Genomic DNA, 25,139 nt, shown 5'->3' with positions numbered 1-25,139 from the left:
GCTAAACCCTATTTTTAGCTTGCACAGTTTGCAGGGCCGATCTCTTTCCACACGCCCCATTGGCCTGTCGTTGTTGGATCTTCACCTGTTGTCCACCACTTCGCTTCCCAAACCTTACCGCCTTGAGTCACTTGGTCGCCGCCAGTGTAGACCGCACTTGAATCCCAAGCGTTAGTACACGTACCGCCGCCTGTGGTTTTCTTAAGAACGTTCACTGAAGTAGCCGCTACCGATGTATCAGTGCCATCGCTGACCGTTACAGAGAAGTTCAGCGTCGTATCTTGCGTGTATTCCGCCGCGACAAAGCTCACTGAAGAACCTTGAACCGTAGCATCAATACCAGCAGGCACATCCCACGTGAAGGTCAATGTATCTTGGTCAGCATCGCTCGAAGCCGAAGCATCAACCACGACTACATCACCCGCATTAACTTCAGACGGAGCCGTAACCACAGCAACTGGTGCTGTATTGACTGGGCCTGTGTCTTTAGGGTGTACCGTTACAACAACGGTGTCAGTTGCAGTAGCACCTTCGTTATCAGTTACCGTTAGGCTGAACGTGAGTACTTCTTGTTGAGCGACTTCAACCACATCGAAGCTTGCAACAGCGGCATTAGCGTTCGCCAACGTTACTGCCGAACCACTTACTTGTGACCAAGCGTAGCTAGCAATGGTGCCGTCGCTGTCTTTTGAAGCGCTACCGTCTAGAGAAACAGAAGCCGGGCCTTCAACCGATTGATCTGCACCCGCAGCTGCCGTTGGTTTACGGTTTACAGGATCTGTCGTGCCACCTGCTAGACCTTCATGCATTGCATTCAGGATATCGCCGTTATCTGCATCAATTTCCCAAGAGAATAGACCCGCAAGGCCAAGGCTACGAACGTATGCGCCTTTTGCTTTTACTGAGCGGTCATCATCAAATGTAATCAACTTGCCTGAAGTGCGGTTCCAAACGTAAGGTGCTTCTGCCATTTCGTCGTAGCCATATTCAAAGCCGTTGATACCTTGATTATTTGCACCAAGCATGTTCGCCTTAATGCCTTTGTAATCGATAACGCCATCTTCCCATACACCTTGTGCAGAGCTGCCGGTCAGTTTGCCGTTACCCACGCCCGTCATTGGATCGCTTGGATCTGAAAGTGATGATGGTAATACGCCTTCCCAACCACGACCGTACATCGCTGTACCGACGACAAGTTTGTTCGCTGGAACACCTTGCTCAAGCAGCAATTGGATGCCGTTGTCTGTGGTGTAAGCAGGGCCAGTGTACTGTTCGCCATTTTCATCAAGGCCTGTGCCATCACATTGACCAGGGCGCATGAAATTACCGCAGTTTAGTGCTGTTTGGTGACCTAACACGTTGTTCCAACCGCCGTAGAAGTCGTAAGTCATTGCGAAGATGTAATCCATGTATTGGATAGCATCGCCGTAGTTCACGTCTTCAATCTTATCGTGACCAACACCAATCGCAGAAGTGAGCTCGTAAGTACGACCGTTTTCCGCTTCTAGCTCATCTAACATCACGCGAAGTTCTGCCATCAATGCAATGTAAGCTGGGCCGTCATTTACAGGATCACCAAGGTCTGGTGCAGCACCGCCTCCACCAGGGAATTCCCAATCGATATCCACACCGTCGTAGAATTTCCATGTGTTGAGGAATTTCTTAACAGACGCAACGAAGGTGTCACGGTTGGCTTTGGTTGTGAAATCAAAGAACGGGTCAGACAGCGTCCAGCCACCAATAGATGGGATGATCTTCAAATCAGGATTACGCTGTTTGAGCGCCATCATCATTGCGTAGTTACCTTTGATCGGTGAGCTGTATTCGTGTCCCGCTTGAGGGAAGCTTTTCTGGAAAGCCGCCCAAGGGTCATGAATCACCACTTCATAATCGTTAACACCCTGACAAGCTGTCATGAGTGCGTTGTAGCTGTTACCGCCTACTGATTTAACTGATTCGTTCGGACCACAAATTGGGATGAAGCCATAAAGGATATGGGTCAAGTTGTCAGCGGGTAGGTTATCAACGGTGTAATCACGGCCGTAAATACCCCACTCCACAAAGTAAGTACCGACTACCGTATTTGGATTTGTGTTGTATGACTTGTTGTTCGGATCCACATTCATCGCAAGTGGCGCTAAGTGTGAGCCATCGGTATCAGCGATCGTGATTTGAGCTGGTGCGCTCTTGATACAACCTGTTTCATCACACGCTTCGATTTCCATCTCAAATAAGCCGCCTTGGCCGTATTCGAAAGAAGCTGTGGTTTGGCTGCCAGTGATTGGGCCGGTGGCCACTTTAACGCCATCAAAGTAGATGTTGTACGTGTTTCCTGACGTTCCGCTCCATTGGTTGAACTTAACGTCGACCTTCGCTTGGTCGTGATATTTCACCATCTGGTTGTAGCCAGAGGTGGTTTCCATCGCGAGTTCAATTTTAGAAAATTGCAGGTTGTTGGAACCGTACATGTCGATGCTAGGTGCTGTTGGAGCAGCTAATGCTGTACCAGATAGCACTAGAGCAATGCTTACAGCACAGGTATTTATACGAATCATACTATTTCTCTCATTCCTTGAAGGTTACGAGAACCAATTGGCCCCATAAACGGCTCCAATCAGTTTTGAAGGAGCTTCCCAGTCAGTATTCGAGAGAGTTTTAATTTCATAACTGAAAATAAATCCGTTTTCGATGGACAACTAAAAAATTGTATCTTGTTACAATTCTGTTGCTTAATGAATGAGAGGCCGAGTCCATGTTTTATAAAATAAAATATCCTTCAGTAGGAAAATCTCACAAGTGAAAATTCACGACATGAAGTTATGAAAAGGTGCGACAAACTATAAGAAAATACTGTGGATTGAAGCAGAATCACAAAGTGAAGTATGTTGAGCGAGCGGGGTCGATCGACGAGCAAACTTGAAGACGAATGCTTATGGCAGTATGGATAAGAGGGTTATCTTTTGAATTGCTCAGCTAAGGAAGCGCGTCGTTGTTGCATGACACTATGGGTATCACCAGTCGCAGTATCTTCGTAGCCTTCTTTAATAAATTGCTGAGATGGTACGCTTGGCTCTAATCGCTTCAAGCGAGGCGAATCGTAAGTACCACTGATGGTGTAAACGGTGGTTCCAGAGCCAGTGTTGATCGTGACGATCTTCCCGTCAAAATCGAATGAGGTAGTGATAAGACGATGATTCATCATCACACCGTTTTCTGAAAGTGTCAGGATGTCGGTGTTGTAAGGTGGCGCCGCAATCTCTATCCATGTGCCATAGACGTTGCTTGGGCTGACAGATTGCTGGTGGGCTTGGTAAGCAAAATAGCCGGCGGTGAGGGCAACCATAAAGCCAGCTAATAGGAAGCCGTAGAGTAACGAGTTGGCAAATAGATCTCTGCTTTTAGTCGGCTTTTTTGCCATTATCTCTTCATTTTTCGACTGATATTGTTTTAGATTCTATTAACTAAAACCTTAGTTTGCAAAAATTGTTCTAAGAGTTAGAAGCAGGATCGAATGTTCTAATAAATGTGGTTGCGTTAATGGTTTTTAGCCTTGCTCCTCAGTATTTACGTTATCAATGAAAGCGAATTCCAGAAATGCTTAAGCTATGCGTATTTATTTCTTGTAGGAAAGTCTCGAATTGGTTAAAACAATTATCACCTAAATTTACGCATAGGCTTACTCGGTGAGCTCAATAATTGCAATTTGAAGATAACAAGGAAGTACAATGATTAAAGAAAACACATACTTTGAAGGTGGCGTTAAGTCGTTAGCGTTTAACCAGTCTGGTGCTGATGTGAGTGTTGGTGTAATGGCGGCTGGTGAGTACACGTTTGGTACTGCGGCTCCAGAAAAGATGACCGTTGTTAAAGGTGCTTTGATTGTAAAGCGTGTTGGCGATGATGACTGGACGACATACCAATCTGGTGAGTCTTTTGACGTTGCGGGTGACTCTTCATTCGACCTACAGGTAAAAGAAGCGACGGCTTACCTGTGTGAGTACTTGTAATCAGGTCTAAATTTGTTCAATCAGGGCATCATTTGCCTCTGATTGAATAGAAAAAAACCACGCTCTAGGAGCGTGGTTAAATAAGTGATAGTAACCGGCAGTGGATAGTGTCACTTGTTTTTGTAGTCATCAAATGGATGATCAAATCGTTGTTCGTTGCAAAATCTCTTCAATCTTCAATCTTCAAAGCTCAAAGCTCAAAGCTCAAAGCCAAGACATCAGTAAGTCTCAAACACACCGTTGTTGTAGTCTTGAATTGTCTGTTCAATCTCTTCCATCGAGTTCATGACAAACGGACCATAGTGCACAACAGGTTCATTAATCGGTTCACCAGAAAAAATCAGTACCCCTGAATCTTCTAAGCTACCCAAAGACAGCAAGTCAGCTTTGGTGAGCAGGGCAAGTTGACCTTGGTTGATCACTTTGTCGCCGATTTTAATACTGCCTCGATACACGTAAGTCATGGCATTGTGATTAACATTAGTCCCTAACGTGGCTTTTTGCCCAGAATGAGAGCGCCAATCCGCAACGCTTAATGGCACTCCTGTTTTCCGTAATGGACCCTGCGCTCGTAAAGCCTCTGAATCATCGTCAGTTTGGTTGTTCAGTTCAAACCCTCCAGCAATCACTCTTAGTAAACCGATTTGTTCGTTTTGATGTTCTGCAATGCTTTCACTTTGGAAGTCATGGTATTGCGCTGGCTGCATTTTGTGTGTTGCAGGCTGGTTTATCCAAATCTGAAAACCGTGCAATGCGCCTTCTTCCATCATCGGCATTTCACTGTGAATCACACCACGACCCGCGGCCATCCACTGTGCGCCACCGCTGCGAAGTTCACCGACATTACCCATGTGGTCCTTGTGTTGGAAGTGACCTTTAAGCATGTAAGTGAGCGTTTCTATCCCACGGTGAGGGTGAGGAGGAAAGCCACCAACATAGTCTTTGCTTTCATCTGATTTGAGTTCATCAATCATCAAAAATGGAGAGAAGCGCGCGTTATTAAAACCAGCGAGTCGTTGGATCTTGACGCCATCACCATCTGAGGTGGCATGTGCTGTAATCACATGATCTACCGCTCTTACATTCGTCATTTTGAAACCCTCATAAACTTGAATAGCTGTAGTTTATGTAATTTGATTTCAAAAGAAGATGGCATAGCGTTGAGTGACTTATTCGAAAATCTTGAACAGGTAACAATATGAAATTGTGTCTATACTTGAATAGAGAGTAGACCGCCAAGGAGGCCGCTATGGCAGTTCAGCAAAAACATGGCGAAAGGCATGGTCGGATGGGTTTTGATAACGACTTTACAACGGAGCAAAGTCAGCGTTTTACAGAGGTTGCAAACAGTGCCGTGAAACGCCGCGTGAAAAAACGTGAGATTGAGGCACCGTTTATTCAGTCTGCTAAGCAAGCCGCTTTTAAAACTGTAGTGCGGCGACCTAAAGGGAATAACCCAAACCGAACACGTCAAGTCGTATGGATCATTGTGATCGGGTTAGTGAGCCTTTGGCTTATGTATATGGCTGGTTAGTTTGCTCAGTTACAAGCGATATTCATGGCTAGAGTTGACGCGTTTTTAAGAGCGCGACATTGTTCCCTTCGCTCTTCGCTTCAAGACAATCTTCAAGTTCAGATACATCAGGTTCTGAGCTGGTGAGGGTTGTTGGCAAATCTTCTATCAAGGTTGATACTGGGTTGTCGTGATAATAAGCATATCGGTTTTTTCCTGAATGCTTAGCGACATACATCGCTTTATCAGCACATCTCGTCAGTTCATGTAGCTCTTGAGCATCTTGCGGATACAAAGACACCCCAACACTGAGCGTTAATTCCTTGATTCTCTCGTTTGTCTGGCAACCACTTTCGAACAGCCCGCAAATCCTATCTAAAATGCCGTTTAGGTCCTTACGAGTTGGTACATCGTAGAGCATCAAAACAAACTCGTCTCCAGCAAAGCGCGCGATGGAATAATCGTATTCGTGGCTTTTTCTGTCTCTGGTTCGAATGTTGTTACTCAAGCGATTGGCAAAATGCTGTAAGACACTGTCTCCAACATCGTGTCCGTAGTTGTCGTTAATGCCTTTAAAGTCATCAATATCCAAAAAGACCAATGCCGTAAGTGATTGCTCACTATCCACTGTCGCTAGTTTTTCTGTTGCCCAGCGTTCAAAGCTCCAACGGTTTGCCAAGCCGGTAAGTTGGTCTCTATAGGCCAGATCTTCAATGCCTTCTCTATAAAGGCGTTGAATATAACTGACGGCTTTAGTGTAGTAATAGGCAGATGTGTGGCACACCAAGCTCATGGTAAATAAGCTAAGGATAAATCTGTGTGTGCTGTTAAATGGCAAAGAAAAGTTGTTGGGCATCGCTGTAATTAAGGTGCTGATGAACAAGCAAAACGAGGTGCTGAAGATAATGCCAATTCTGAAGTCATTAATGAAAATGACCGCGGCCAGAATTGGGTAAAGCCAAAGTATGCGGTCGGGGATGGCGTGACTGTACAAGAATAGGATGACGCCCTGAACTAGAAGAACACCACTCAGAATTAATTCGGAATACTCAGGATTGATGACTTTTCTTACATAAAACGCGTTGGAAATGGCAATGATGGCGAAGCTCAATTCGAACATTGACAGCGTGTAATGCTGGCCTTGGAAGTAAGCCCAAGTATAGAAAATGAATAACGCAGCGGCAGTCAGTGAAAAGGAGTGGACAATTTTTTGCTTACGGGTGGATCGTATGTCCGCCATTTCTTCTAGGTGTCTGCCGACGAGCCTTTTCATGTGATCTGTGCCAAAGTTTTTGATGATGGTGTTAATAGTAGAATAAATAACAAGTTATGCAGAGGCTTAGATGTCTATTTAGTGTGACTACTATCAAGGTTTCATATGAAAGAGTATTTAACCAATCCCAAATGGTGATGTATATCACCGACGGTGCGGATTATCTCTAGAACATTATATTTAGGCATCAAATTTGTAACCGTTGTTTGATCATTATCTACTTGCTTTCCAGTGAGTTACTCAACATAGTTTGTAAACGACCAAAATTAAGAAGGGCTCATTATGTTAATTACCTTTAGTTGTAAAGCTCATGCTAGCGTCACGATGTTTGGTGAGGTTGGTCTTCAGTTCATCAAGATGCTTGGGCATAGCGGTACTATCCCAGGCGCTATGGATGCTTCAGAGGTTCCTCAAGCTCTGGATAGTTTACGTGCTGCGATTGCAGCAGAGCAGAACAAACCTGTAGAGCAAGAAAATACTGATGAAGACAATGAAGAAGAGGTTGTTGAAGCGCCTGTTAATATCGGTAGCCGAGCGTTCCCATTGGTTGAGTTATTAAAAGCCGCCATCAAGGATGAATGCGAAGTGATGTGGGAAGACGGCAGCGGCAAGCGTTTGTAGGATTATTTAATACTGAAAAGGTTGAGTTTAATATCATTGAAGCTTTAATTTATATTGCATAGTTGAACATAGGTTGACTAATGAAAGTATACTGAAACAATAAGTTATATTTATAAACGCATCTTGAACTGAAGGGTATTTAATGGGCTTCTATTTCCGAGCACGTAGCTACACTAGTTTAGTTGGTTCTCTTTCGTTGGCCGTTGTTTCAGCGCCGAGTATTGCTGATATATCAACAACGCCCGTCATTGGTGGCGTGTTTAGCTCCAGCGAAGTGTTGAAAAATCAGGTGCTTTCAAGCCTAAGTTACTCGGCCACGCTTACTCGCGATGCGGCACTTTTCACGATTGGCGGCGTAACATTAGATGCGTACATTCTCGCACTGCCTTTAGATGCTAAAACGAAAGCGCGAGTGATCGCTCAGCTATCCAACCCGACCTATTCAATTCCTTTGGGTTACTTTCTCTATAGTTACTACGACCGCTATTCAGGTTTGGGGAGTGAAGATGTATTCAAAGGGTATCTGTCGACAGTCTATGATGATGAGGCATTAAAAGGCTTTGAACATAGCCTCTATTATGTCGGTGATGAGCCGGTTTCAGAGCACAAAGAGGCAGATACATCGACTGAAGCGACAGGCCACCATGAAGGGATTCGCATTGATGAACATTTCATTGCCAACATGGTCGTTATTTACGATGCGCTGTTTGAAATCGGTGTTTGGCAAGATATGGACACCCTCCCAGAGAACTACACCTATTTAACGAACAGCCCTGAAGATTTGGCGATCATCGCTCAAATTCAACCGATCATTGTCGAGTTAATCGATAAAGCGGCTTCTGGGATGGATGAAGGCGATATGAAGTCAGCAATGCTTGCGATCGCTGAAGATGGCAAACCAGAAAACGCCGACAAGCCGAACAATAAAGCGCAAGCCCTTACTATTACGCTCATCGATTTTGTGCGCTTAAACTTGCTTAAAGCCTACCGCCAATTTGTGTTTAAAGAAGAACGAGTAGAAGCACTCGATGAGTGGATGCAACAAGCGTTCAATGACCAGCCTGATGCACTCATTCAGTTCTTAGAATCCCAACAGCACAAGCGCTTTGCGGTTCAAGTGACGGTCGATGGTTTACAGCAAGGCTTAATTGAAGGTTTAGTCGATGAGAATGCGCCTTTCATTTCGGTGGCTTACCAAAATCATAAAAATCGAGCGCAATACAAACCTCAAGCTGAAAAGGTGATTGAACCTGAGCATCAACAACAGGTGCGGTTTATGGAAGTTCTATCTGAACAAACCTACCGCGATCCGCACTATTTACCTTTCTTCAAAAATCTCTATCAAGAGCATCGAGACAATATTAGCCGAGTCGGCATCTCTTCGACTCCGACGATCAGCGTTCGTAATCTACCAATAATTAAGACTGGCGCGAAAGTGTCGGGTCAAGGTGGTACTGGCATTCCTAATTTTCACTTTGTTGATCGAGAGATCGATCGTGCGTATTACTTCTTTGGTAATGATGCGCTGCAGTTGGATGTGTTGATGGCAAGCAACAAGGTACAAACTATGTTTGATCGCCTTGATTATCTTAAAACGCTGAACTGCAATGCCCAGTACGACTGGAATGCACACACAACTTACGACGGCCTCGTGAACTTAGGTTTGGGAGAGTCGTTACGTGATTATGGTGAGAAACGTTGCGTTAAAGAGCTCCAAGAACGTTCTGAAGTAGAAGTGACTCTGCGAGATAAGCGTGCAGCCTTGATTGAAGATATCGAAGCGTATCAATCTATATCAGGTTTTGATTTCTTCACCAAATATTCTAAGAAAGTTCAGGTTAAACAAGCCATCACTCAGTACGCTGAACTCGATGGAAAAGGGATGCCGGACTACACCTTGGTTTATAACCCATGGCCGGATCACTTCGCGCATTTTACAGGACCTTTTAGTGATGAGATCTTAATGCCAACCGGAGAGCTAAACCGATTGGATTACTGGATTCGTCAAATTGAAGCGACTTACCGCAGTGCTGGTATTTACGATAAAACTCTGTGGGGCATGGCGGGCGATCACGGATTAACACCAGTGTTCTACTCGCTTAACCCTGAGAAGCAGGTATTTGAAGGCTTACAAGCAGAACTAGAGTATCCAATTGTGGTTAAGAAAATATCATCAGATGAAGGTGAAGGGCCTAAAATTACCAATGCTCTAAGCTACCCAAGCTCGAAGGAGATTGATGTGGTTGTTGCCTCGACTGCTGGCGGTAACTTTATGATGGATTTCTTTAACTCGAGCCAAGGTTGGCAGGTGCAACCCATCTATCAAGAGCTCAAACACTGGACACCGCTTGCAGCGCCTGAAGGTGAGAGTATTGATGCGGTTGCTCAGATCGTGCAACGGTTACCTGAAAGCCTTGATTACATGGTCGTAAGAGAAAGCACATGTGATCAACAACGCTGCGCTGTTCGTGTGATTGGCAACCGTGATTTAAAGCGCGTCGATGAATTGATCACACGCGAGGGCGACAAGCTTTTCTACGAATCTTTGGATGCAAATCGACCTCCAATTTTACTCAACACCCAAACGCTCAATCCATATTTGGCGGCACCAAGCAAGGCAGACTTTTCGCATTATTCCAAGCTAGTAGAAAAGTGTATTAACCGAGCGGTTAAGGCGAATGTGGCGACGTGGTGTAGCAGTGTGGAGTGGACTTCATTGACGCAACCAACACCTCGACCAGATTCGGTGAATCAACTGGCTAATATCTACCTTGAAGATAGGGCTGGTACGGTTAACTTGTTTCCTAAAGCGGGAATTGGTTATAACACCAAGGTACCGGGTCGTCATGCTGGTGAAGACTATCTAGAGAAAGATGCATTTCTAGGATTCTGGGGAACGCCAATTGGCGAAAACTCTCAACCATTGAAAATCGAAGCCAACGGTTCTTTAGCGCCTACGCTGTTTGAATATTTGACCGGAGAGACGGTGGTCGCAGGCGAGAATGGTTGGGGCTTTCCGTCGTTGCTGAATAAGTTGGATGTGTTAGCCGATCGCTAGTGATTTAGCTCTCTACCTAATTCGCCGTTTATACGTGGTTATTTAGGGTGAGAGCCATCCCCACAAAAACCTCATCGCTGTCATCAACAATTTGGTAGCCAAGCGCCTGATAAAAACTAATGGCGTGAGTGTTACTTATAAAGCTCGACAGAGTGACTTGTTCACGTCGCTCTTCCATGGCTCTCTTATGTATGAGAGTCATGGCTTCCTTACCAAGCGTACGGCCTTGATATTGAGGGAGAATGATCACTAGATGAACATGGTATGCGTTGTCATAAGGCTTAAAACACACAAGCCCAACCCTTTGTTTTCCTAGGTATACCCCATGAAACCAAGAGGGGTGGTAATCGTTTAAAAGTCGCTTACGTTGGAAGTCGTCGTCCCAGCCGAAACGTTATCTACGTGTATGAAAAACCCTTGCTTAACAAACGCAAACAGTTCTTCGAATTCAGAATTTGAAACGAGCTGGAATTGTATATTTTCTTCTTTTATTGTCACTCAGCTTCCTTATTAAACGCTTTTTAATAAGCAAACAGTAACATAATTGAAGAAGCCGAATTAGCTTAGATTTGCGATGTTATGAAACCAAAAAGCCATGCGTAGTGCATGGCTTAGAATAATGTATTGGATTGATTTTTCTATACGATCTTAAGCGCGTGATGGCGCGTGAGCTGTTTGTGTAGCGAGTCTTTTAGCTCCATGCGTTCTACTTTGAGGTTGTGCATGCTGTCGTCATCTATAGGGCTGCCAGAGATTTCTAGCTGACGGATGTCGTAGTCGAGTTGGTGGTATTTCTGCATGTCTGCTTTGAATTTTTCGTCGTCGTGGTTGAGCTGAACAATGTCTAACTTAAGATCTGGGAAATCTAAGATAAAGGCATGGTTTTCATTGAGCATTGGCAATTCCTCTCTAGTCGAATTATTAACAGTATAGAAGCAATTTTTCGAAAGAAATGTGGTTCAAAACACAAAGCCGTAAAGCGATCAAAAAAGGGCGCAAACTCGTGGGATAATCCTCGAAATTGCGCCATTTTGTATGTATATAGCTTAACTATTTATCGTTATATGTTTAGAACTATGCGTGTTGAAAGCAGAAAGCTTACTTCGCTTTCTTACCAGAGCGTTGCTGCTCTTTGTGCGCTAGCTTTTCTTTCTTACGTTGATCGATAAGGTGAGCAGCATCGCCGCCTACGTGGGTTTCGCCACGCGTATTCGATAGTTGAACTTGCTTTTCACGTTCGCGGAAACGGGCTTTTTGCTCGTCGCTGTGCTTATCAATACACTTAGGGCAGCTTACGCCTTTCTCGAAGTACTCAGAGGCTTTGTCTTCGTCAGTAATTGGCAAACGACAAGCATTACATACATCGTAATCGCTTTTTTCTAGCTGGTGGTTTACCGCAACACGGCCATCAAATACGTAGCAGTCGCCTTCCCACATGCTCTCTTCTTCAGGTACTTCTTCTAAGTACTTAAGAATGCCGCCTTCAAGGTGATATACCTCATCAAAGCCTTGCTCTTTCATGTAGGCTGTTGATTTTTCACAGCGAATACCACCCGTACAGAACATCGCGACTTTCTTGTGCTTCTTAGGATCGAGGTTTTCTTCAACGTACTGAGGGAACTCGCGGAACGTTTCCGTGTTCGGGTTTACTGCATTTTTGAATGTGCCGATGTCTACTTCGTAGTCGTTACGAGTATCAACCAAAATCACATCTGGATCAGATATCAGCGCATTCCATTCGTTTGGTTTTACGTAAGTGCCGACAACGTGGCGAGGGTCGATGCCCTCAATGCCCATGGTTACGATCTCTTTTTTGAGTTTCACCTTGGTGCGGTTGAATGGCTGTTCTTCGTTGAATGATTCTTTGTAAACAACATCTGCTAAGCGAGAATCTTGTTTGAACCATTGAAGAAGAGCGTCGATAGATTCGCGCTTACCTGCAACGGTGCCGTTGATACCTTCACTCGCAAGTAGCAAAGTACCGCGGATTTGGTTGGCTTCTAACACGTCAGTGAGTGGCTGGCGAATTTCTTGGTAATCATCAAGTGCTACGAATTTATACAGAGCACATACAACATATTGAGACATGGTTTTTCCTTTCTGCGAGCTGGAACGTAAATCCAGAGCGGTTGCCTTTTATGATACAGACTGAGTTTGATTTACTCAGGTTTGCCCATATTGGCTTATTAAAATCAGGCGCAGTATAACCAAGGCTGTGAGGGACAAAAACCAACCAAACGTAGGGCTATTTATCATTTCAATTTGTATGGTTTATGGACTAAGAAATGCAATGAAATCGTTTTATCTGGTTCGAATTACAACACGTATTCCCAAACCAAAAAAGCCCTGCTGTAAAAATACAGCAGGGCTTTGATATAGAATCTATCTTACCTGATCAACGACTACGCTTGGTTTAGTACTTCCGCTAAGCGCTTTACCGCTTCGGTTAATTCTTCTGGATTGGCGTTGGTGAAGTTTAGGCGCAGTGCGGCTTTTGCTTCATCAGCCTTTGGATAGAATACTGGGCTTGGTACAACCGCCACACCATTAGAGAGTAGAGTTTTAGCCAGTTCGAAGGTGTCGCACTCTGGAATCTCAACCCAAATGAACATCCCGCCGTCTACTGCTTTCAGTACGCAGTCTGCAGGTAGTTGTTTCTCTAGTTCTGAAAACAATACTTCATAACGAGACTTGTACAGCGTGCGAATGTTTTCCATGTGCAGATTGAAATCTTCATGCTTTAGAAGACCAACAAGCAGCGCTTGCATAGGTACACTTGAGTGTAAATCTGCACCTTGTTTCACTTTAATCAGTGGCTCAAGGTAGCTGCGTTTGCCGGTTACTGCGCCAATGCGTAAACCTGGCGATGCGATCTTAGAGAATGAACGAAGAACGATAGAGTTGTCAGGGCAGAACGAAGAAACCATTGGCAGCTCAGTGCCGGTAAAGCGCAGCTCACGGTATGGTGCATCCTCAATGAATGCCACGTTGTATTTGATACACAGCTCAGCCACTTTTTGACGAGTTTCTGTTGTCCAGCAAACGCCTGTCGGGTTATGGAAATCAGGTACGGCATAGAACATCTTTGGAGATTGCTGTTCAAAGCACGTTTCTAGTTCATCAAGGTTCGGGCCAAATTCTGTTTGAGACACGGTCGCAATGTTTGCTTGAACTAGGCCAAATACCTGCATCGCACCTAAGTAGCTTGGCGCTTCCATCACAACCACATCACCCGGGTCGACATACGCACGCGCAATCAAATCCAAACCTTGCTGAGAACCAGTACAGATCATTGCCGTGTGTGACTCTGGCAATTGGTAGCTTTGTGTTAGGTGGTCAAGCAACGGGCCGTAACCGGCAGTAGAACCGTATTGGAAAACTTCAGGCATATTCGCTAGGTTTTCTAGCGTTGGCTTCATTAAATCGATAGGGAATGTTTTCTCGTCCGGTAAACCACCGGCCAATGAGATGACATTTGGATCACTTGCGGCTGCGAGGATCTCTCGAATGTATGAAGATTGAATCTGTTGTAATGACTGTGCGATTTCCATGTGTTGTGTCTCGTCGTTTATCGTTTTTATTCTATCGCTTGATATTACACGGCAATTGTAAAAATAAGCGTGTCCGTTTATGCTCATAAACATGTCCATTTATGCTATTTGAAAAATGTCACGACAACACATATCCCGAATCAATGATGTTCTGTTCCATATTCACCAAGACATCAGTCAGCCTTTGTCTGCAAAAGCGCTCTCCGAGATTGCGGCTTATTCCGAGCAACATTTTCATCGCACCTTTAAAAGTGTGGTCGGGGAGTCGTTGCACCAATATATCCGACGCGCTCGAATGGAATATGCAGCCAATCAATTGATGTTCGATACCAGCTCGTCTGTGGTTGAGATTGCCAGTAAGTGTGGCTTTAGTTCGGTGTCATCTTTCAGTCGAGCATTCAAAGCGACCTTTAACATGTCACCGGGAGAATGGCGTAAACACGATTTACAGATCGCCGAAAAGCCCTATTTGAAAGATCCCGAAGTAGCGGCGGGTTATTTGAACGTGGCGCAGCGAGTGTTACCCGAACCCAAGATCGTTGAAGTGCCTGAACGCATGGCGGCCTATGTTCGACATACGGGTTATAACCGCTCCATTCGTAATGCGTGGTTGATATTGAAAGCGTGGGCGAGCTCAGAGCAACGCGACTTTTCGAGTCAATTTGGTTTGCATCACTCAAACCCTGCTTGGGTTGAGATGGATCAGTGTCGTTATGTCGCGTGTATCGCGATTGATGAGCCGATTAAGTATCGCAGTGTCGTGAATCAGATGGTGATTCCAGGCGGCTTACATGCTGTGTTTCGACTCAATGGTCGCTATGGTGAACTGCTACCACAGATCAGTATGGTGTTAGAGAAGTGGTTGCCAACGTCAGGTTTTAAGCAGCGTTCGACGCCCGCTTATGTTCATTATCATCAGAATCACTTTCTTAACAGTGATGAAGTGTTTGAATTAGATTTCTACCTACCCGTGAGTTTTTACTGAGTCTCTATTAGCCCAACCAATGAATTGAGTCTGTCATACGTATTGTTGTGCTGTGATGTGTGGTTTTGCTTATTTGTTGTGGTGAATATGCTCGCTAAATGACTGCATGTTCTCTTATGTTGGTCATGAAATGTATCTCAGTTTTGTTGACAGTTTACTCTAAGTAAATGATGACAACGTACGGATTAAACGATAGCATTCTGTTCTAATTGCAAATAGTTCTTAATATCACTCGCTGGCCAATATGACCATTACCCACAAAGATTATCTGAAAATCGCTTTCCCCTTCATCATAGCAACGGTGACGCAGCCTCTGCTTGGCGCCGTCGACACGGCTGTTATCGGGCAACTTGGTATTGCTGAACTGATTGGTGGCGTAGCTATCGGCACCATCATCATGAACACCATCTATTGGTTGTTTGGCTTTTTCCGTGTCAATACGACAGGGCAAAGTGCGATGGCACTGGGTAAGGGCAATCGTTCTGATCTCGCGGGCAGCTTGATGCGTCCTTTTGTGCTTTCTGGTTTGGTCGGTTTGATTTTTATCTTGATACAACCGTTCATCTGGCAAGGAGCTATGTGGGTGATAGAGCCTGAAGCGAATGTGGCGGAACATGCACATATTTACTTTAGTATTCTTATTTATGGTGCGCCTTTTGTACTGCTCAATTATACCATTATTGGCTGGTTGATGGGGCAGGCGAAAGCCAAAGAAGTCCTTTACACACAAGTGTTTGGTAACGTGTTAAACATTGTATTGGATGCGGTTTTTGTACTTTATTTCGACTTGGGTGTCGCGGGCGTGGCATACGCAAGTTTGATTGCACAAATCACTACCTTTGTGATTGGCATGACGCTGGTGATGAAGACTAGCAACATTTCGGTCTCTGAGTTCCTCCAAGGTTCGAAGATGACCAAGAAAGATCTATCAACAATCATCTCATCGAATACCGACCTATTGTTACGCACGATTTGTATCTTAGTTTTCTTCAACATGATGGCGCGCACAGGCTCTCAACTCGGTACTGATGTTCTGGCTGCTAACGCAATCTTGATGCAAGTAACCTTTATTGTCAGTTACATGTTTGATGGCATTGCCAACGCATCAAGTGTGTTTGCAGGCAAAGCGGTCGGCCAGAAAAATCCTTCAATGTTTGACCGTGTGTTAAGGCTCAACTTCCAGTGGACGGCCGGTTTTATTGCTGCGCTAACGCTACTGACCTTGGTATTTAAAGACAGCATTGTTTTCTTGTTTACGGATATCCCAACGCTTGTTGTTCTATACCAAGAGATGGCTCCGTGGCTGATTGTGTTCCCGCTGGTGGCTGGCTTTGGTTTAACGGTTTACGGCATCTTTACTGGAACAGGAACTACACGTCCGGTTCGAGACTCTAGCATCGCTACCTTGGCGGTATTCTTGGCTGTACAGGCGTTTTCGGTCGATTTGTGGGGCAATCATGGCCTGTGGTTGGCATTTACTTTGTTCTATCTTGGGCGTATTGCATTCTTGTATCCGTTCATCGCTCAAGTTAAGCGGAAATGCCTTCCAATGACATAAGTAATAACAGCGACCATAAAGCTGAGGTCATATAGAATCATTACGAAAGCGCCTGACTTTTTCTCGTAGTTAGGCGCTTTTTTGTATCTTACGGATTGTGACCATAGGTGGTTTCACAGACAAATTTTCTGCGATTTGGTTCAATGTTCACTTTTCATCATACAGGCTTAATGATAGAGTTGTTATGTTATAACATCTACCTATGAGTACCTGCGTGAACGCCCCACTTTTGTCTGTTGACCGATTAACGATCAAAACCTCTTCGAGAACACTTTTTCAAGATATCCATTTCGATGTGTATCGAGGTGAGCTGTTGGCGGTCATGGGCCCATCAGGTATTGGTAAGTCGATGCTTTCACGTGCGATTGCGGGTTTTCTACCAGAAACGGTTGAGGTTGAAGGTCATATTTCTCTGTCTGGTGAAGCGGTATGTGGTTTGCCTATGCTGCAAAGAACCGCAGCACAACGACCTGCGGTTATCTTTCAAGATGCCCTTCAAGCATTAAATCCTCTGGTTTCAATCGAAGGTCAACTTAGTTTGGCATTGACGGGGACTCGCACTAAGCTCAAATCACAAGACAAAATCAAACTCATCGAATTGCTAGTACAACTTGGTTTCCCTAATCCTGAAACTATCTTGCCGTTATACCCGAGCCAAATTTCTGGAGGGCAACGCCAACGAGTGTGTATTGCGATTGGCTTGTTGAGTAACGCCGACCTCATCATTGCAGATGAACCAACCAGTGCGTTAGATCCGGTGACAGAGCAAGAGATACTTACGCTGATTCGCGATAATGTTAAGCAGCGCCAAATCGGTGGTTTGTTGATTACTCATGATCTGCATAGTGCGTTAGCGTGCGACAAGTTATTAGTTATCGATGATGGTGGTGTGGTGGCTTATGGCGAGCCAAAACACGCACTTGAGTCGAGCTCTCACGCTTTCTGCTGTTCATTGAGAGACCTCATCGCATGAACTCGACCTTATCATTAAATTCAGAAGTCTCGCCGTTAATGCCTGTGATTGATTTAGAAACACAAACTCCGATCGAGATTAAGTTTGAGAATGTCGGTGTTCACTATTATTCAATCCCTAGTTGGTTGGGTGGCAAGGCGTTCAAAGCGCTACAGAACATTGACCTCAATGTTGAAGACAAAAGTTTAGCCATTGTCGGACGTTCTGGTGCCGGTAAATCAACGCTGATTGAGCTGCTATTTGGCCTTAAAGCCCCAACTGTTGGCCGAATCAGCTTATTTGGTTATTCACTGCCTATTCGTGATAGTAAAGAGCAAGCAACAGTGTGTCGCCTTATCCAATTGGTGCCACAAGAGCCGCACACCAGTCTCAATCCTTACTATACCGTTCGACAGATCTTAGCCGAGCCGCTAAGTAATTTAGATGTTTCTGGCAATCATGAAAGCATCATTGAAGAGACGCTGTCGGATGTTGGCTTACCAGTCAGCCTGCTGTCACTCAAGCCAAATCAGCTTTCTACAGGCCAAGCTCAACGTGTGGCTATTGCTCGGGCTCTTGTCGTTAGACCTGCAGTGTTGGTGGCCGATGAGCCAACCAGCAGCCTTGATCCGGTGAATCGTCAAAAATTGTTGGATTTACTTAATTCACTGAAAAAGAAGCGCGACATGCGAATCGTTCTGGTGACGCACGATCTAGGCGCAGCAAAAGCGCTTTGTGAAGAAATTCTGGTTCTTGACCATGGCGAGATGGTGGAGCATGGACCGACACTTCAAGTGATGAATATACCTGCTCATCCTGCGACGCAGTTGCTGATTCAATCTCAGCCACTTTCCAAATCTACCTGTTAACTCAACCTTATTTATTACGAAATACAGCTTATTAACGAAATACAGTTTATTAACACAACACAGCTCACAGAGAAAAATAACTATGCGTTTTAATTCAATCAAACTGGCTTGCGCGCTTGCGTTAGCTCTGCCTTTGACGGGCTGTTTTGACTCTCAACCTGAGTCGAGCGATGCCGCGGTCAAATCGGAAATTCGTGTTGCAATGATGCAGCCGCCAAGAACGGGTTTATCACCACTGTCTGATGATGCGTTCAAACTGTCGCGTTGGAGCACGGCTGAAACACTGGTTAACTTGAGCCCAACTTCCCAAGCACTGCCGATGCTGGCAACCGATTGGAAACACGTTGATCCGCTAACTTGGCAATTCACGATTCGCCAAGGTGTTAAATTCCACGATGGCTCGACATTAACGGCAAACTCTGTAGTGAATTCGCTACAAAAAGCACTTGAAGCTGCCCCTAAGCCACGCATTCTAGATGGCATCGATTTAGAAGTGAAAGCGATGGATAACTACCGAGTAGAGATCAAAACCACCTTCGATGATCCTCTTTTACCTAGCCGTTTATCAAGCCCTCAGTTAGCCATTCTTGCAGCAAGTGCATACCAAGAAGATGGCCGTGTTAGCCCAATGGGCGCCGGTACAGGTCCGTTTGAATTGACTGAGATTAACGGTACAACAAGCGCGAAACTAAAACGTTTTGATGACTACTGGGGTGAGAAAGCGCAGGTTGAATCTGTGATCGCAGAATATGTTCCTAACGGTTTTGCGCGTGCTGCGGCTCTAAGAACCGGAACGGCAGACATCGTTGAAGCGGTACCCGTTTCACAAATCGCGACCATCGATCCGAATCTACTTTACGAAGTGGCAATGCCTCGTACCAATACGCTTTACCTGAACAACAAGTCTGGTGTGTTCAGCGATATTAACCTGCGTAAGGTTGCAGCTGCTGCGGTAGACAGAGAGCAGATCGTTAGTACTGTTTATGAAAACCATGCGGACATCGCACAAGGCCTATTAGGTCCTGCACTTGCTTGGGCTGAGCCAATTCGACCTGAAGGTCAGACATTGGATAAGACGCTAAAAGCAAACGGCGAAAGTATCGTTATCGGTACCTTTACCGACCGTGCTGAGTTGCCTGAGGTTGCTGCGTTACTGAAACAACAACTTGAATCGGCTGGCTTTAAGGTTGAGCTTGATATTCGTGAATATGCTCAGATAGAGAACGACGCGCTATCAGGTAAGTTCGATGCGTTTATTCTTTCTCGTGCAACGGTTCTAGATTCGGGTGACCCGGTGGCTTACATGATGAGTGACTTCGGCTGTAAGGGGTCATTCAATCTTGGTCAATTCTGTTCTCAAGAAGTAGACCAAGCTCTGACTCATGCTGATCTACAACCATTAGGTGAACTGCGTCAGCAAGCGATCATCGAAGCTGAGCAAAAAATACTCAACGACTTTGCTGCTATTCCACTATTGCACGAACGTGTAATTCAAGGTGAAAGCGAGCGTGTAAGCAATGTAGTTCGTGATCCAAGCGAGCGTCGCTTAGTTGACCAAACTACACAGATCAAACAAGCGAAACAGGCTAACTAAATAGATGCTATCTGCTGAGACTCTGCGTCGAACCTTATTTCTCTTGACGCCTTGGTTATCAAGAATCGCATCACTGATTGTGGTGGTGATTCTTGTTGGTTTGATGCCTGACATTGCAGGCATCGACCCAAGCCAATCCATTCTGCGAGCGAGGGCGGGGCAACAACATTTGCTTACGCCTGAAGCTTTGGCGGCGGTACGCGCTGATCTTCAGCTTGACCGTTCGGCAAGCGAGCGCCTAATTGACTGGATAGGAAGTGCCTTTTCTGGTGACCTAGGTAAATCCTGGATTGATGGTTCTTCGGTTGCATTAGGCATTCAAAAGACAGCGTCGACGTCTCTGTTTCTGATGTCGAGTGCACTTGTGATGACTTTCGTACTGTGCGGTGCAGGCTTGCTTGCTACCTTGCGCAGTTGGAAGAAGGGCAAACTAGGGCAGAGTTACAGCAGTTTAAGCACCGTATTAATATCCTTGCCAGAGTACGTGGTGGCCTCGGTATTGATACTGGTGTTCTCAATCTGGTTAGGTTGGCTACCACCGTATGGCTGGCAAGGTTGGCAAGACATTTGGCTACCGAGTTTAGCGCTCGCACTTCCCGCCAGTGGCTTGTTTAGTCGCCTACTCAGAGACAGTTTACAACGCGTTTTAAATGAACCTTGGGTGATCACCTGGCTCAGTGCCAATGTTCACTCCAACCAAATTATTCGCTTTGCGCTGAAAAGAGCGCTGAGCAGCCTGATCCCACAGATCGCGATGATCGTGATCGGTTTGACTGGTGGCGCGGTCGCGGTTGAGCTTATCTTTTCGATTCCCGGTATCGGTCGCATGATCTTAGGCGCAGCCAAGGCGCAAGATTTACCGATGCTGCAAGGCGGTCTGTTGGTATTGCTGTTGTTTTCAATTGCTGTGAGCAGCATGAGCTTGTTTATCCAACAGCTGATTCTGGGCCACAGCCTGAAAAGCGGTAAGCTCATCAGCAGCCACTCTTCGTTTCGTTTTACGCAAAGCCGTACCAAGCGTGCTGTTGCCTTCTCAATACTCTCATTCCTAATTGCTATTGTGGTTTGGGCTGCATTTCGTGACCCATATACCAGTCAATTTTCGCGTTTGGCGGATCCAAGCTGGCAAGCCCCATTGGGTGCCGATGGCATTGGCCGAGACCTGTTAGCGAGAATCGGATCAGGTATGGTGTCGACCTTCCAAGCCGGTATCTTGGCGACGTTTTTGAGCTTGGTGACAGGCATCATCATGGGCTTTAATACCCGCTTTAGCCAAGGCCTTATCGAGATAACTAAGGGTATCCCTTACATTATTGCAGGCTTGCTGGTTGCGGGTTTAACGGGCATGAACCCGAACAGCGCATTAATCGCGATTGTATTGGTATCTTGGGCGCCATTGGCGGCGCATTGTTCAAGCTTGATAGTGGAAGCGAAGGCTCAACCTTATACGCACCTCGCGCCTTTGTGGGGCACCAGCAAGCTCAGAATCTTCCGCTTCTATCTGCTTCCTTACGTGTTGCCACCGTTACTAAGACACGCGATGTTGAGGCTACCAGTGATTACATTGAGCCTGACCTCACTAAGCTTCATTGGCCTGGGAGCGAAGCCGCCTGCACCTGAGTGGGGTTTGATGATTGCAGAGAACCTGCCTTACATCGAGCGCGCACCATTGGCGGTTATGGGGCCAATTGTTGGGCTGATTTTATTAGGCGCGGCCATTAACATGATGTTTGATGATTAACAAAAAAGAACAGGTTGGTTAAGTTTTAGACGGGCTATTGGATTGAGTGTCCGATTTGCTCTTTATGTTGTAACCTTAGGCCTGCTTTGTATAAGCGCTTTTAGAGCTGCTCGAAAGTTAAACAGACCCTAGTTAAGTGTTAAGGATTCAACATGTATCTCGTTTTGTATTGCCACAATATTGGTATGACCGACTTTTCCTTTTTTGAAACGGAAGACTTTGACAAAGAAGATGGCTATATCGTGCGAGGTAAATGGCCGAATGAGAAAGCGTTTCGTGATTACTTAACCAAAGAGTTTGGTGACATGAGTGAATTCAAAGTGATCGACTTAATCGCCAAAGGCGCAGAAGCAGAACATTACTTGCCAGAAGAGTTGATGCGCTTAGCTCAGTAACCGTTAGCTCTGCAATATCTAGCTCGGTAATACGTTTTAAATCGGATAAAGAAATGGCAGCCTGATTGGGCTGCCATTTTTCGTTTTAGGTTTAAGCTAATTGCTCGATACCTTAAGTGGGGAGGCTCCGCTATTGCGCGACTTCGTCCACCAAGTACAAGATTGACTGATACGGAATGCCACTGTGATGTGACAAACCTATCTCACAGGTTCGGCTGTTGCTGAATCCACGAGTACAGTTGCTCGGTACTTGTTCTTTGAGTGGGTGTACCGCTGCTTCATTCAGCTCTGGAGTGGTAAAACCTTTATCACCCGCCCAGCCACAACATTGAATATGCTCAGGAACAATCACCTCTTCGGTACAGGCTTTAGCAAGGCTCAACATCGCGCCTTCTAAGCCCATTCGACGAGAACTACAGGTGACATGCAGCATCACGGTTTCTTGCAGTGGCTTAAGCGTCAGATGTTCAAGCAAATATTGATTCACAAAGCCTGTTGGCTCTAGCACCTCTAGTGGCTTGGTGAATTGCTCAATACTGCGTTTGGCGCATGGGCTGGTGTCCATTAGTACAGGGTATTCACCCTGACGACTGGCTTGCCATAAGACCTCTTCCAGTTGTTGTGCTTTCGATTGAGCTAAGTCGGTCATTCCTTTGCTGTCGTAAGGCATGCCACAACATTGGTCATCGAGCTTCTTCGGAAGAATAACCTCAAATCCGGCCTTGTTGAGTAAAGACATGGTTACTTCAGTTAGAGGACGTTGGTCGCCCGCATCGCTTTGTTGTCCCATGGTGCGACTCGCACAGGAAGGGAGGTAAACCACCTTCTTATGATTGCTTGAGGATTCTGCCGTCACTGGTGATGAGGTTAGCGAGTGACTGTTGGATTGCGGCATCTCAGGCATCCACACGGGTGTCGCGCCTTTAGTCATAGAGCGCAAGCCATTGGTTAGCTTGCCTACGGTATTTGCGCCTAATACTTTGCTCGCCACTTGGTTGGTTTTGAGGCCAGCCTTAGTCAGTTTAGTGGTGGTCGAGAAATGATCCGCGGTCCATTTGGCGATTGGTGTAAATTTCTCATACTTGGCAATACGAAGCTTCTTGATCAAATCACCGGTGTTGATTCCCACTGGGCAACGCTCGGCACACAGGCCAGTTGCGGCGCAGGTATCAATGCCTTGGTATTCAAAAGTCTTCTCTAGTTCGCTTGCTTCTATTTCTTCACCTGCAGCACGGCGGCGTTGTAGCTCTCGGTACAGAACAATACGTTGGCGTGGTGATAGAGTCAGCGTACGAGACGGACAAACAGGTTCACAGAAGCCACATTCAATACAGCGGTCGACAAGGTCATCGGCAGCAGGCATTGGCTTCAAATTCGTGATGTGTGAATTCGGGTTGTCGTTGATGATAACGCCGGGGTTGAGCAGTCTTTCTGGGTCAAACAGTGCTTTGATCTGTTGCATCAAGGCGTAGCCATCTTTGCCCCATTCCAACTCCACATAAGGCGCCATATTACGGCCAGTGCCATGTTCTGCTTTCAGTGAGCCTTGGTATTTCACCGCGACCAGTTCGGCAACGTCATCCATGAAACCGCCGTAGCGATCGATTTCTGTTTGGCTGTCGAAGCCTTGAGTGAATACAAAGTGCAGGTTGCCTTCGAGGGCGTGACCAAAAATGATCGCTTCGCTGTACTCGTATTTATCGAACAACTCTTGCAGCTCTCGAATACCATTCGCTAGGTTTTCGACAGGGAAGGCTACGTCTTCGATGATAACGGTCGTGCCAACTTCACGTACTGCGCCAACCGCTGGGAACATGCCTTTTCGAATGCCCCACAAAGTCGCGACTGTCTTTGGATCGGAGGTGAAAGGGACCGATTCAACAATCGTGTATTCAGTCAATGCGTCCAAAATTGATTTACATTGTAAATCTAAGTCCTGCTGGGAGCTGGCGTGTGATTCCACCAAAATAGCCGCGGCTTCCAAGTCCAAACTTGGCATAAATGCAGGCATACCCGGTTTATCAGCTACTGAGCGCAGCGCTCTGCCATCCATCAATTCAACCGCAGCAACTGGCGTTTTTGATAGCGTAGTAACGGCTTTACTGGCTTGTTCGATGTCGGTAAACACCAACAGCGCCGAGGCTTTGTTCGGGTGTTCAATAACCGTGTTGTAGGTGATCTCTGCGATGAAGCCTAGCGTGCCTTCAGAGCCAATCATCAGGTGTTTGATGATCTCAATTGGGTCGTGGTAATCGACCAAGGCATTGAGCGCGTAGCCGGTGGTGTTTTTAAGGCGGTATTTGTGGCGGATTCTGTCTGCAAGTTCTTGGTTTGAAGCTGTCTGTTGATGTAATTCAACAATGCCTTCAAACAGTTCTTTGTGTGATTGCTTGAATGCCTCAACGCTGGCGTTATCAGCCGTATCAAGCAGGGAGCCATCACTCAATACGATTTTCATGCTCTCGACGGTGCGATAAGAGTTTTGCGCGGTACCACAACACATACCACTGGCGTTATTCGCCGCAATACCACCGATTTTACAGGTATTGATAGAGGCTGGATCTGGGCCGATTTTACGTTGGAAAGGGGCGAGGTATTTATTGGCATCCGCGCCAATTACACCGGGTTGAAGAATGATCTGATTGCCGTTGTCGACGATCTCATGGCCGCGCCAGTCGTCGGTCAGAGTGATGAGTACCGAGTCGGAAACTGCTTGCCCTGAAAGGCTGGTACCTGCTGCGCGAAAGGTAAAATGAATACCGAGTTCACGACAACTTTGAATCGTGAATATCACTTCGTCTAAGTTTTTAAGCCTTAGAACCATTTTCGGCACCAAGCGATAAAAACTCGCATCGGTGCCGTAAGCCAAGCGCTTTGCCTCTTGTGTGACAATGCGTTCCGTTTCTATTTTTTGAGCCAGTATAGCCTCAAGCTGCTGATAAGCTTTGGCATCTACTACTCGCTCATGGGATGTGTTTGTCTCCATCTTTGCTTCCTTGTGCTTCTTATTTGGCACTGTTTT

19 protein-coding genes and 1 pseudogene are annotated in these 25,139 nt (G+C 45.8%); 11 read left to right on the top strand and 9 right to left on the bottom strand.

Features of this window, described 5'->3' with window-relative positions; genetic code table 11:
- Positions 1–14: 14 nt before the first annotated feature.
- Positions 15–2,555 carry a glycosyl hydrolase family 18 protein gene (locus OQJ75_RS08050; RefSeq protein ID WP_265972560.1) on the bottom strand — a complete coding sequence of 847 codons (2,541 nt, stop codon included), beginning with the start codon at positions 2,553–2,555 and terminating at the stop codon, positions 15–17.
- A 398-nt stretch (positions 2,556–2,953) separates the two neighbouring features.
- A complete protein-coding gene (locus OQJ75_RS08045) occupies positions 2,954–3,418 on the bottom strand; it encodes a DUF2850 domain-containing protein (RefSeq protein ID WP_017065063.1) in 465 nt (154 codons plus the stop codon).
- Positions 3,419–3,725: 307 nt separating this feature from the next.
- Here OQJ75_RS08045 and OQJ75_RS08040 point away from each other — a divergent pair, with 307 nt between their 5' ends.
- Positions 3,726–4,007, top strand: coding sequence for a pyrimidine/purine nucleoside phosphorylase (locus tag OQJ75_RS08040; protein WP_017057600.1), 282 nt, complete (start codon positions 3,726–3,728; stop codon positions 4,005–4,007).
- 218 nt (positions 4,008–4,225) lie between these two features.
- On the opposite strand, the gene OQJ75_RS08035 is transcribed toward OQJ75_RS08040, so the two are convergent.
- On the bottom strand, positions 4,226–5,098 hold the full coding sequence (locus OQJ75_RS08035) for a pirin family protein (RefSeq protein ID WP_265972566.1): 873 nt from the start codon (positions 5,096–5,098) through the stop codon (positions 4,226–4,228).
- 158 nt (positions 5,099–5,256) lie between these two features.
- Here OQJ75_RS08035 and OQJ75_RS08030 point away from each other — a divergent pair, with 158 nt between their 5' ends.
- The gene (locus OQJ75_RS08030; protein WP_265972567.1) at positions 5,257–5,541 is read left to right on the top strand and encodes a hypothetical protein; all 285 of its coding nucleotides are present in this window, start codon (positions 5,257–5,259) and stop codon (positions 5,539–5,541) included.
- A gap of 28 nt (positions 5,542–5,569) precedes the next feature.
- On the opposite strand, the gene OQJ75_RS08025 is transcribed toward OQJ75_RS08030, so the two are convergent.
- Positions 5,570–6,760, bottom strand: a complete 1,191-nt coding sequence (locus OQJ75_RS08025; RefSeq protein WP_265972607.1) for a GGDEF domain-containing protein — start codon at positions 6,758–6,760, stop codon at positions 5,570–5,572.
- A 315-nt stretch (positions 6,761–7,075) separates the two neighbouring features.
- Between OQJ75_RS08025 and OQJ75_RS08020 the strand changes: the two genes are divergently transcribed.
- On the top strand, positions 7,076–7,414 hold the full coding sequence (locus OQJ75_RS08020; protein WP_265972568.1) for a DUF1840 domain-containing protein: 339 nt from the start codon (positions 7,076–7,078) through the stop codon (positions 7,412–7,414).
- 142 nt (positions 7,415–7,556) lie between these two features.
- Positions 7,557–10,472: an alkaline phosphatase family protein gene (locus OQJ75_RS08015; protein ID WP_265972569.1), complete on the top strand. Its 2,916-nt coding sequence runs from the start codon at positions 7,557–7,559 to the stop codon at positions 10,470–10,472.
- Positions 10,473–10,500: 28 nt separating this feature from the next.
- Here OQJ75_RS08015 and OQJ75_RS08010 read toward each other — a convergent pair.
- The 4 genes and pseudogenes from OQJ75_RS08010 to OQJ75_RS07995 form a co-directional block, all read right to left on the bottom strand.
- Positions 10,501–10,970: pseudogene (locus tag OQJ75_RS08010) on the bottom strand (GNAT family N-acetyltransferase).
- Between the two features lie 140 nt (positions 10,971–11,110).
- Complete coding sequence (locus tag OQJ75_RS08005; RefSeq protein WP_009846137.1) at positions 11,111–11,368, bottom strand: YdcH family protein; 258 nt, start codon at positions 11,366–11,368, stop codon at positions 11,111–11,113.
- Positions 11,369–11,570: 202 nt separating this feature from the next.
- Positions 11,571–12,560: a rhodanese-related sulfurtransferase gene (locus OQJ75_RS08000; RefSeq protein ID WP_265972575.1), complete on the bottom strand. Its 990-nt coding sequence runs from the start codon at positions 12,558–12,560 to the stop codon at positions 11,571–11,573.
- Positions 12,561–12,874: 314 nt separating this feature from the next.
- Positions 12,875–14,023, bottom strand: coding sequence for a PLP-dependent aminotransferase family protein (locus OQJ75_RS07995; protein ID WP_265972577.1), 1,149 nt, complete (start codon positions 14,021–14,023; stop codon positions 12,875–12,877).
- Positions 14,024–14,138: 115 nt separating this feature from the next.
- Here OQJ75_RS07995 and OQJ75_RS07990 point away from each other — a divergent pair, with 115 nt between their 5' ends.
- The 7 genes from OQJ75_RS07990 to OQJ75_RS07960 all read left to right on the top strand — a co-directional run bounded on the left by OQJ75_RS07990 (position 14,139) and on the right by OQJ75_RS07960 (position 22,117).
- On the top strand, positions 14,139–15,008 hold the full coding sequence (locus OQJ75_RS07990) for an AraC family transcriptional regulator (RefSeq protein WP_265972579.1): 870 nt from the start codon (positions 14,139–14,141) through the stop codon (positions 15,006–15,008).
- A 244-nt stretch (positions 15,009–15,252) separates the two neighbouring features.
- Positions 15,253–16,566, top strand: a complete 1,314-nt coding sequence (locus OQJ75_RS07985; RefSeq protein WP_265972581.1) for an MATE family efflux transporter — start codon at positions 15,253–15,255, stop codon at positions 16,564–16,566.
- A gap of 214 nt (positions 16,567–16,780) precedes the next feature.
- On the top strand, positions 16,781–17,539 hold the full coding sequence (locus OQJ75_RS07980) for an ATP-binding cassette domain-containing protein (RefSeq protein ID WP_265972583.1): 759 nt from the start codon (positions 16,781–16,783) through the stop codon (positions 17,537–17,539).
- Complete coding sequence (locus tag OQJ75_RS07975) at positions 17,536–18,387, top strand: ABC transporter ATP-binding protein (RefSeq protein WP_265972584.1); 852 nt, start codon at positions 17,536–17,538, stop codon at positions 18,385–18,387. Before OQJ75_RS07980 ends, OQJ75_RS07975 begins: the two co-directional genes overlap by 4 nt.
- Positions 18,388–18,469: 82 nt before the next feature.
- Positions 18,470–19,981, top strand: coding sequence for an ABC transporter substrate-binding protein (locus OQJ75_RS07970; RefSeq protein WP_265972586.1), 1,512 nt, complete (start codon positions 18,470–18,472; stop codon positions 19,979–19,981).
- Between the two features lie 4 nt (positions 19,982–19,985).
- On the top strand, positions 19,986–21,722 hold the full coding sequence (locus tag OQJ75_RS07965; RefSeq protein WP_265972588.1) for an ABC transporter permease subunit: 1,737 nt from the start codon (positions 19,986–19,988) through the stop codon (positions 21,720–21,722).
- A 152-nt stretch (positions 21,723–21,874) separates the two neighbouring features.
- A complete protein-coding gene (locus tag OQJ75_RS07960) occupies positions 21,875–22,117 on the top strand; it encodes a hypothetical protein (RefSeq protein ID WP_265972590.1) in 243 nt (80 codons plus the stop codon).
- Between the two features lie 130 nt (positions 22,118–22,247).
- Here the strand turns inward: OQJ75_RS07960 and OQJ75_RS07955 are convergent, their stop codons facing one another.
- Positions 22,248–25,103: an FAD-binding and (Fe-S)-binding domain-containing protein gene (locus OQJ75_RS07955; protein ID WP_265972591.1), complete on the bottom strand. Its 2,856-nt coding sequence runs from the start codon at positions 25,101–25,103 to the stop codon at positions 22,248–22,250.
- Positions 25,104–25,139: the final 36 nt, after the last annotated feature.

This window comes from Vibrio sp. 14G-20 (assembly GCF_026241515.1).
Classification (GTDB): domain Bacteria; phylum Pseudomonadota; class Gammaproteobacteria; order Enterobacterales; family Vibrionaceae; genus Vibrio.
This window is presented reverse-complemented; position numbering and strand designations above follow the sequence as displayed.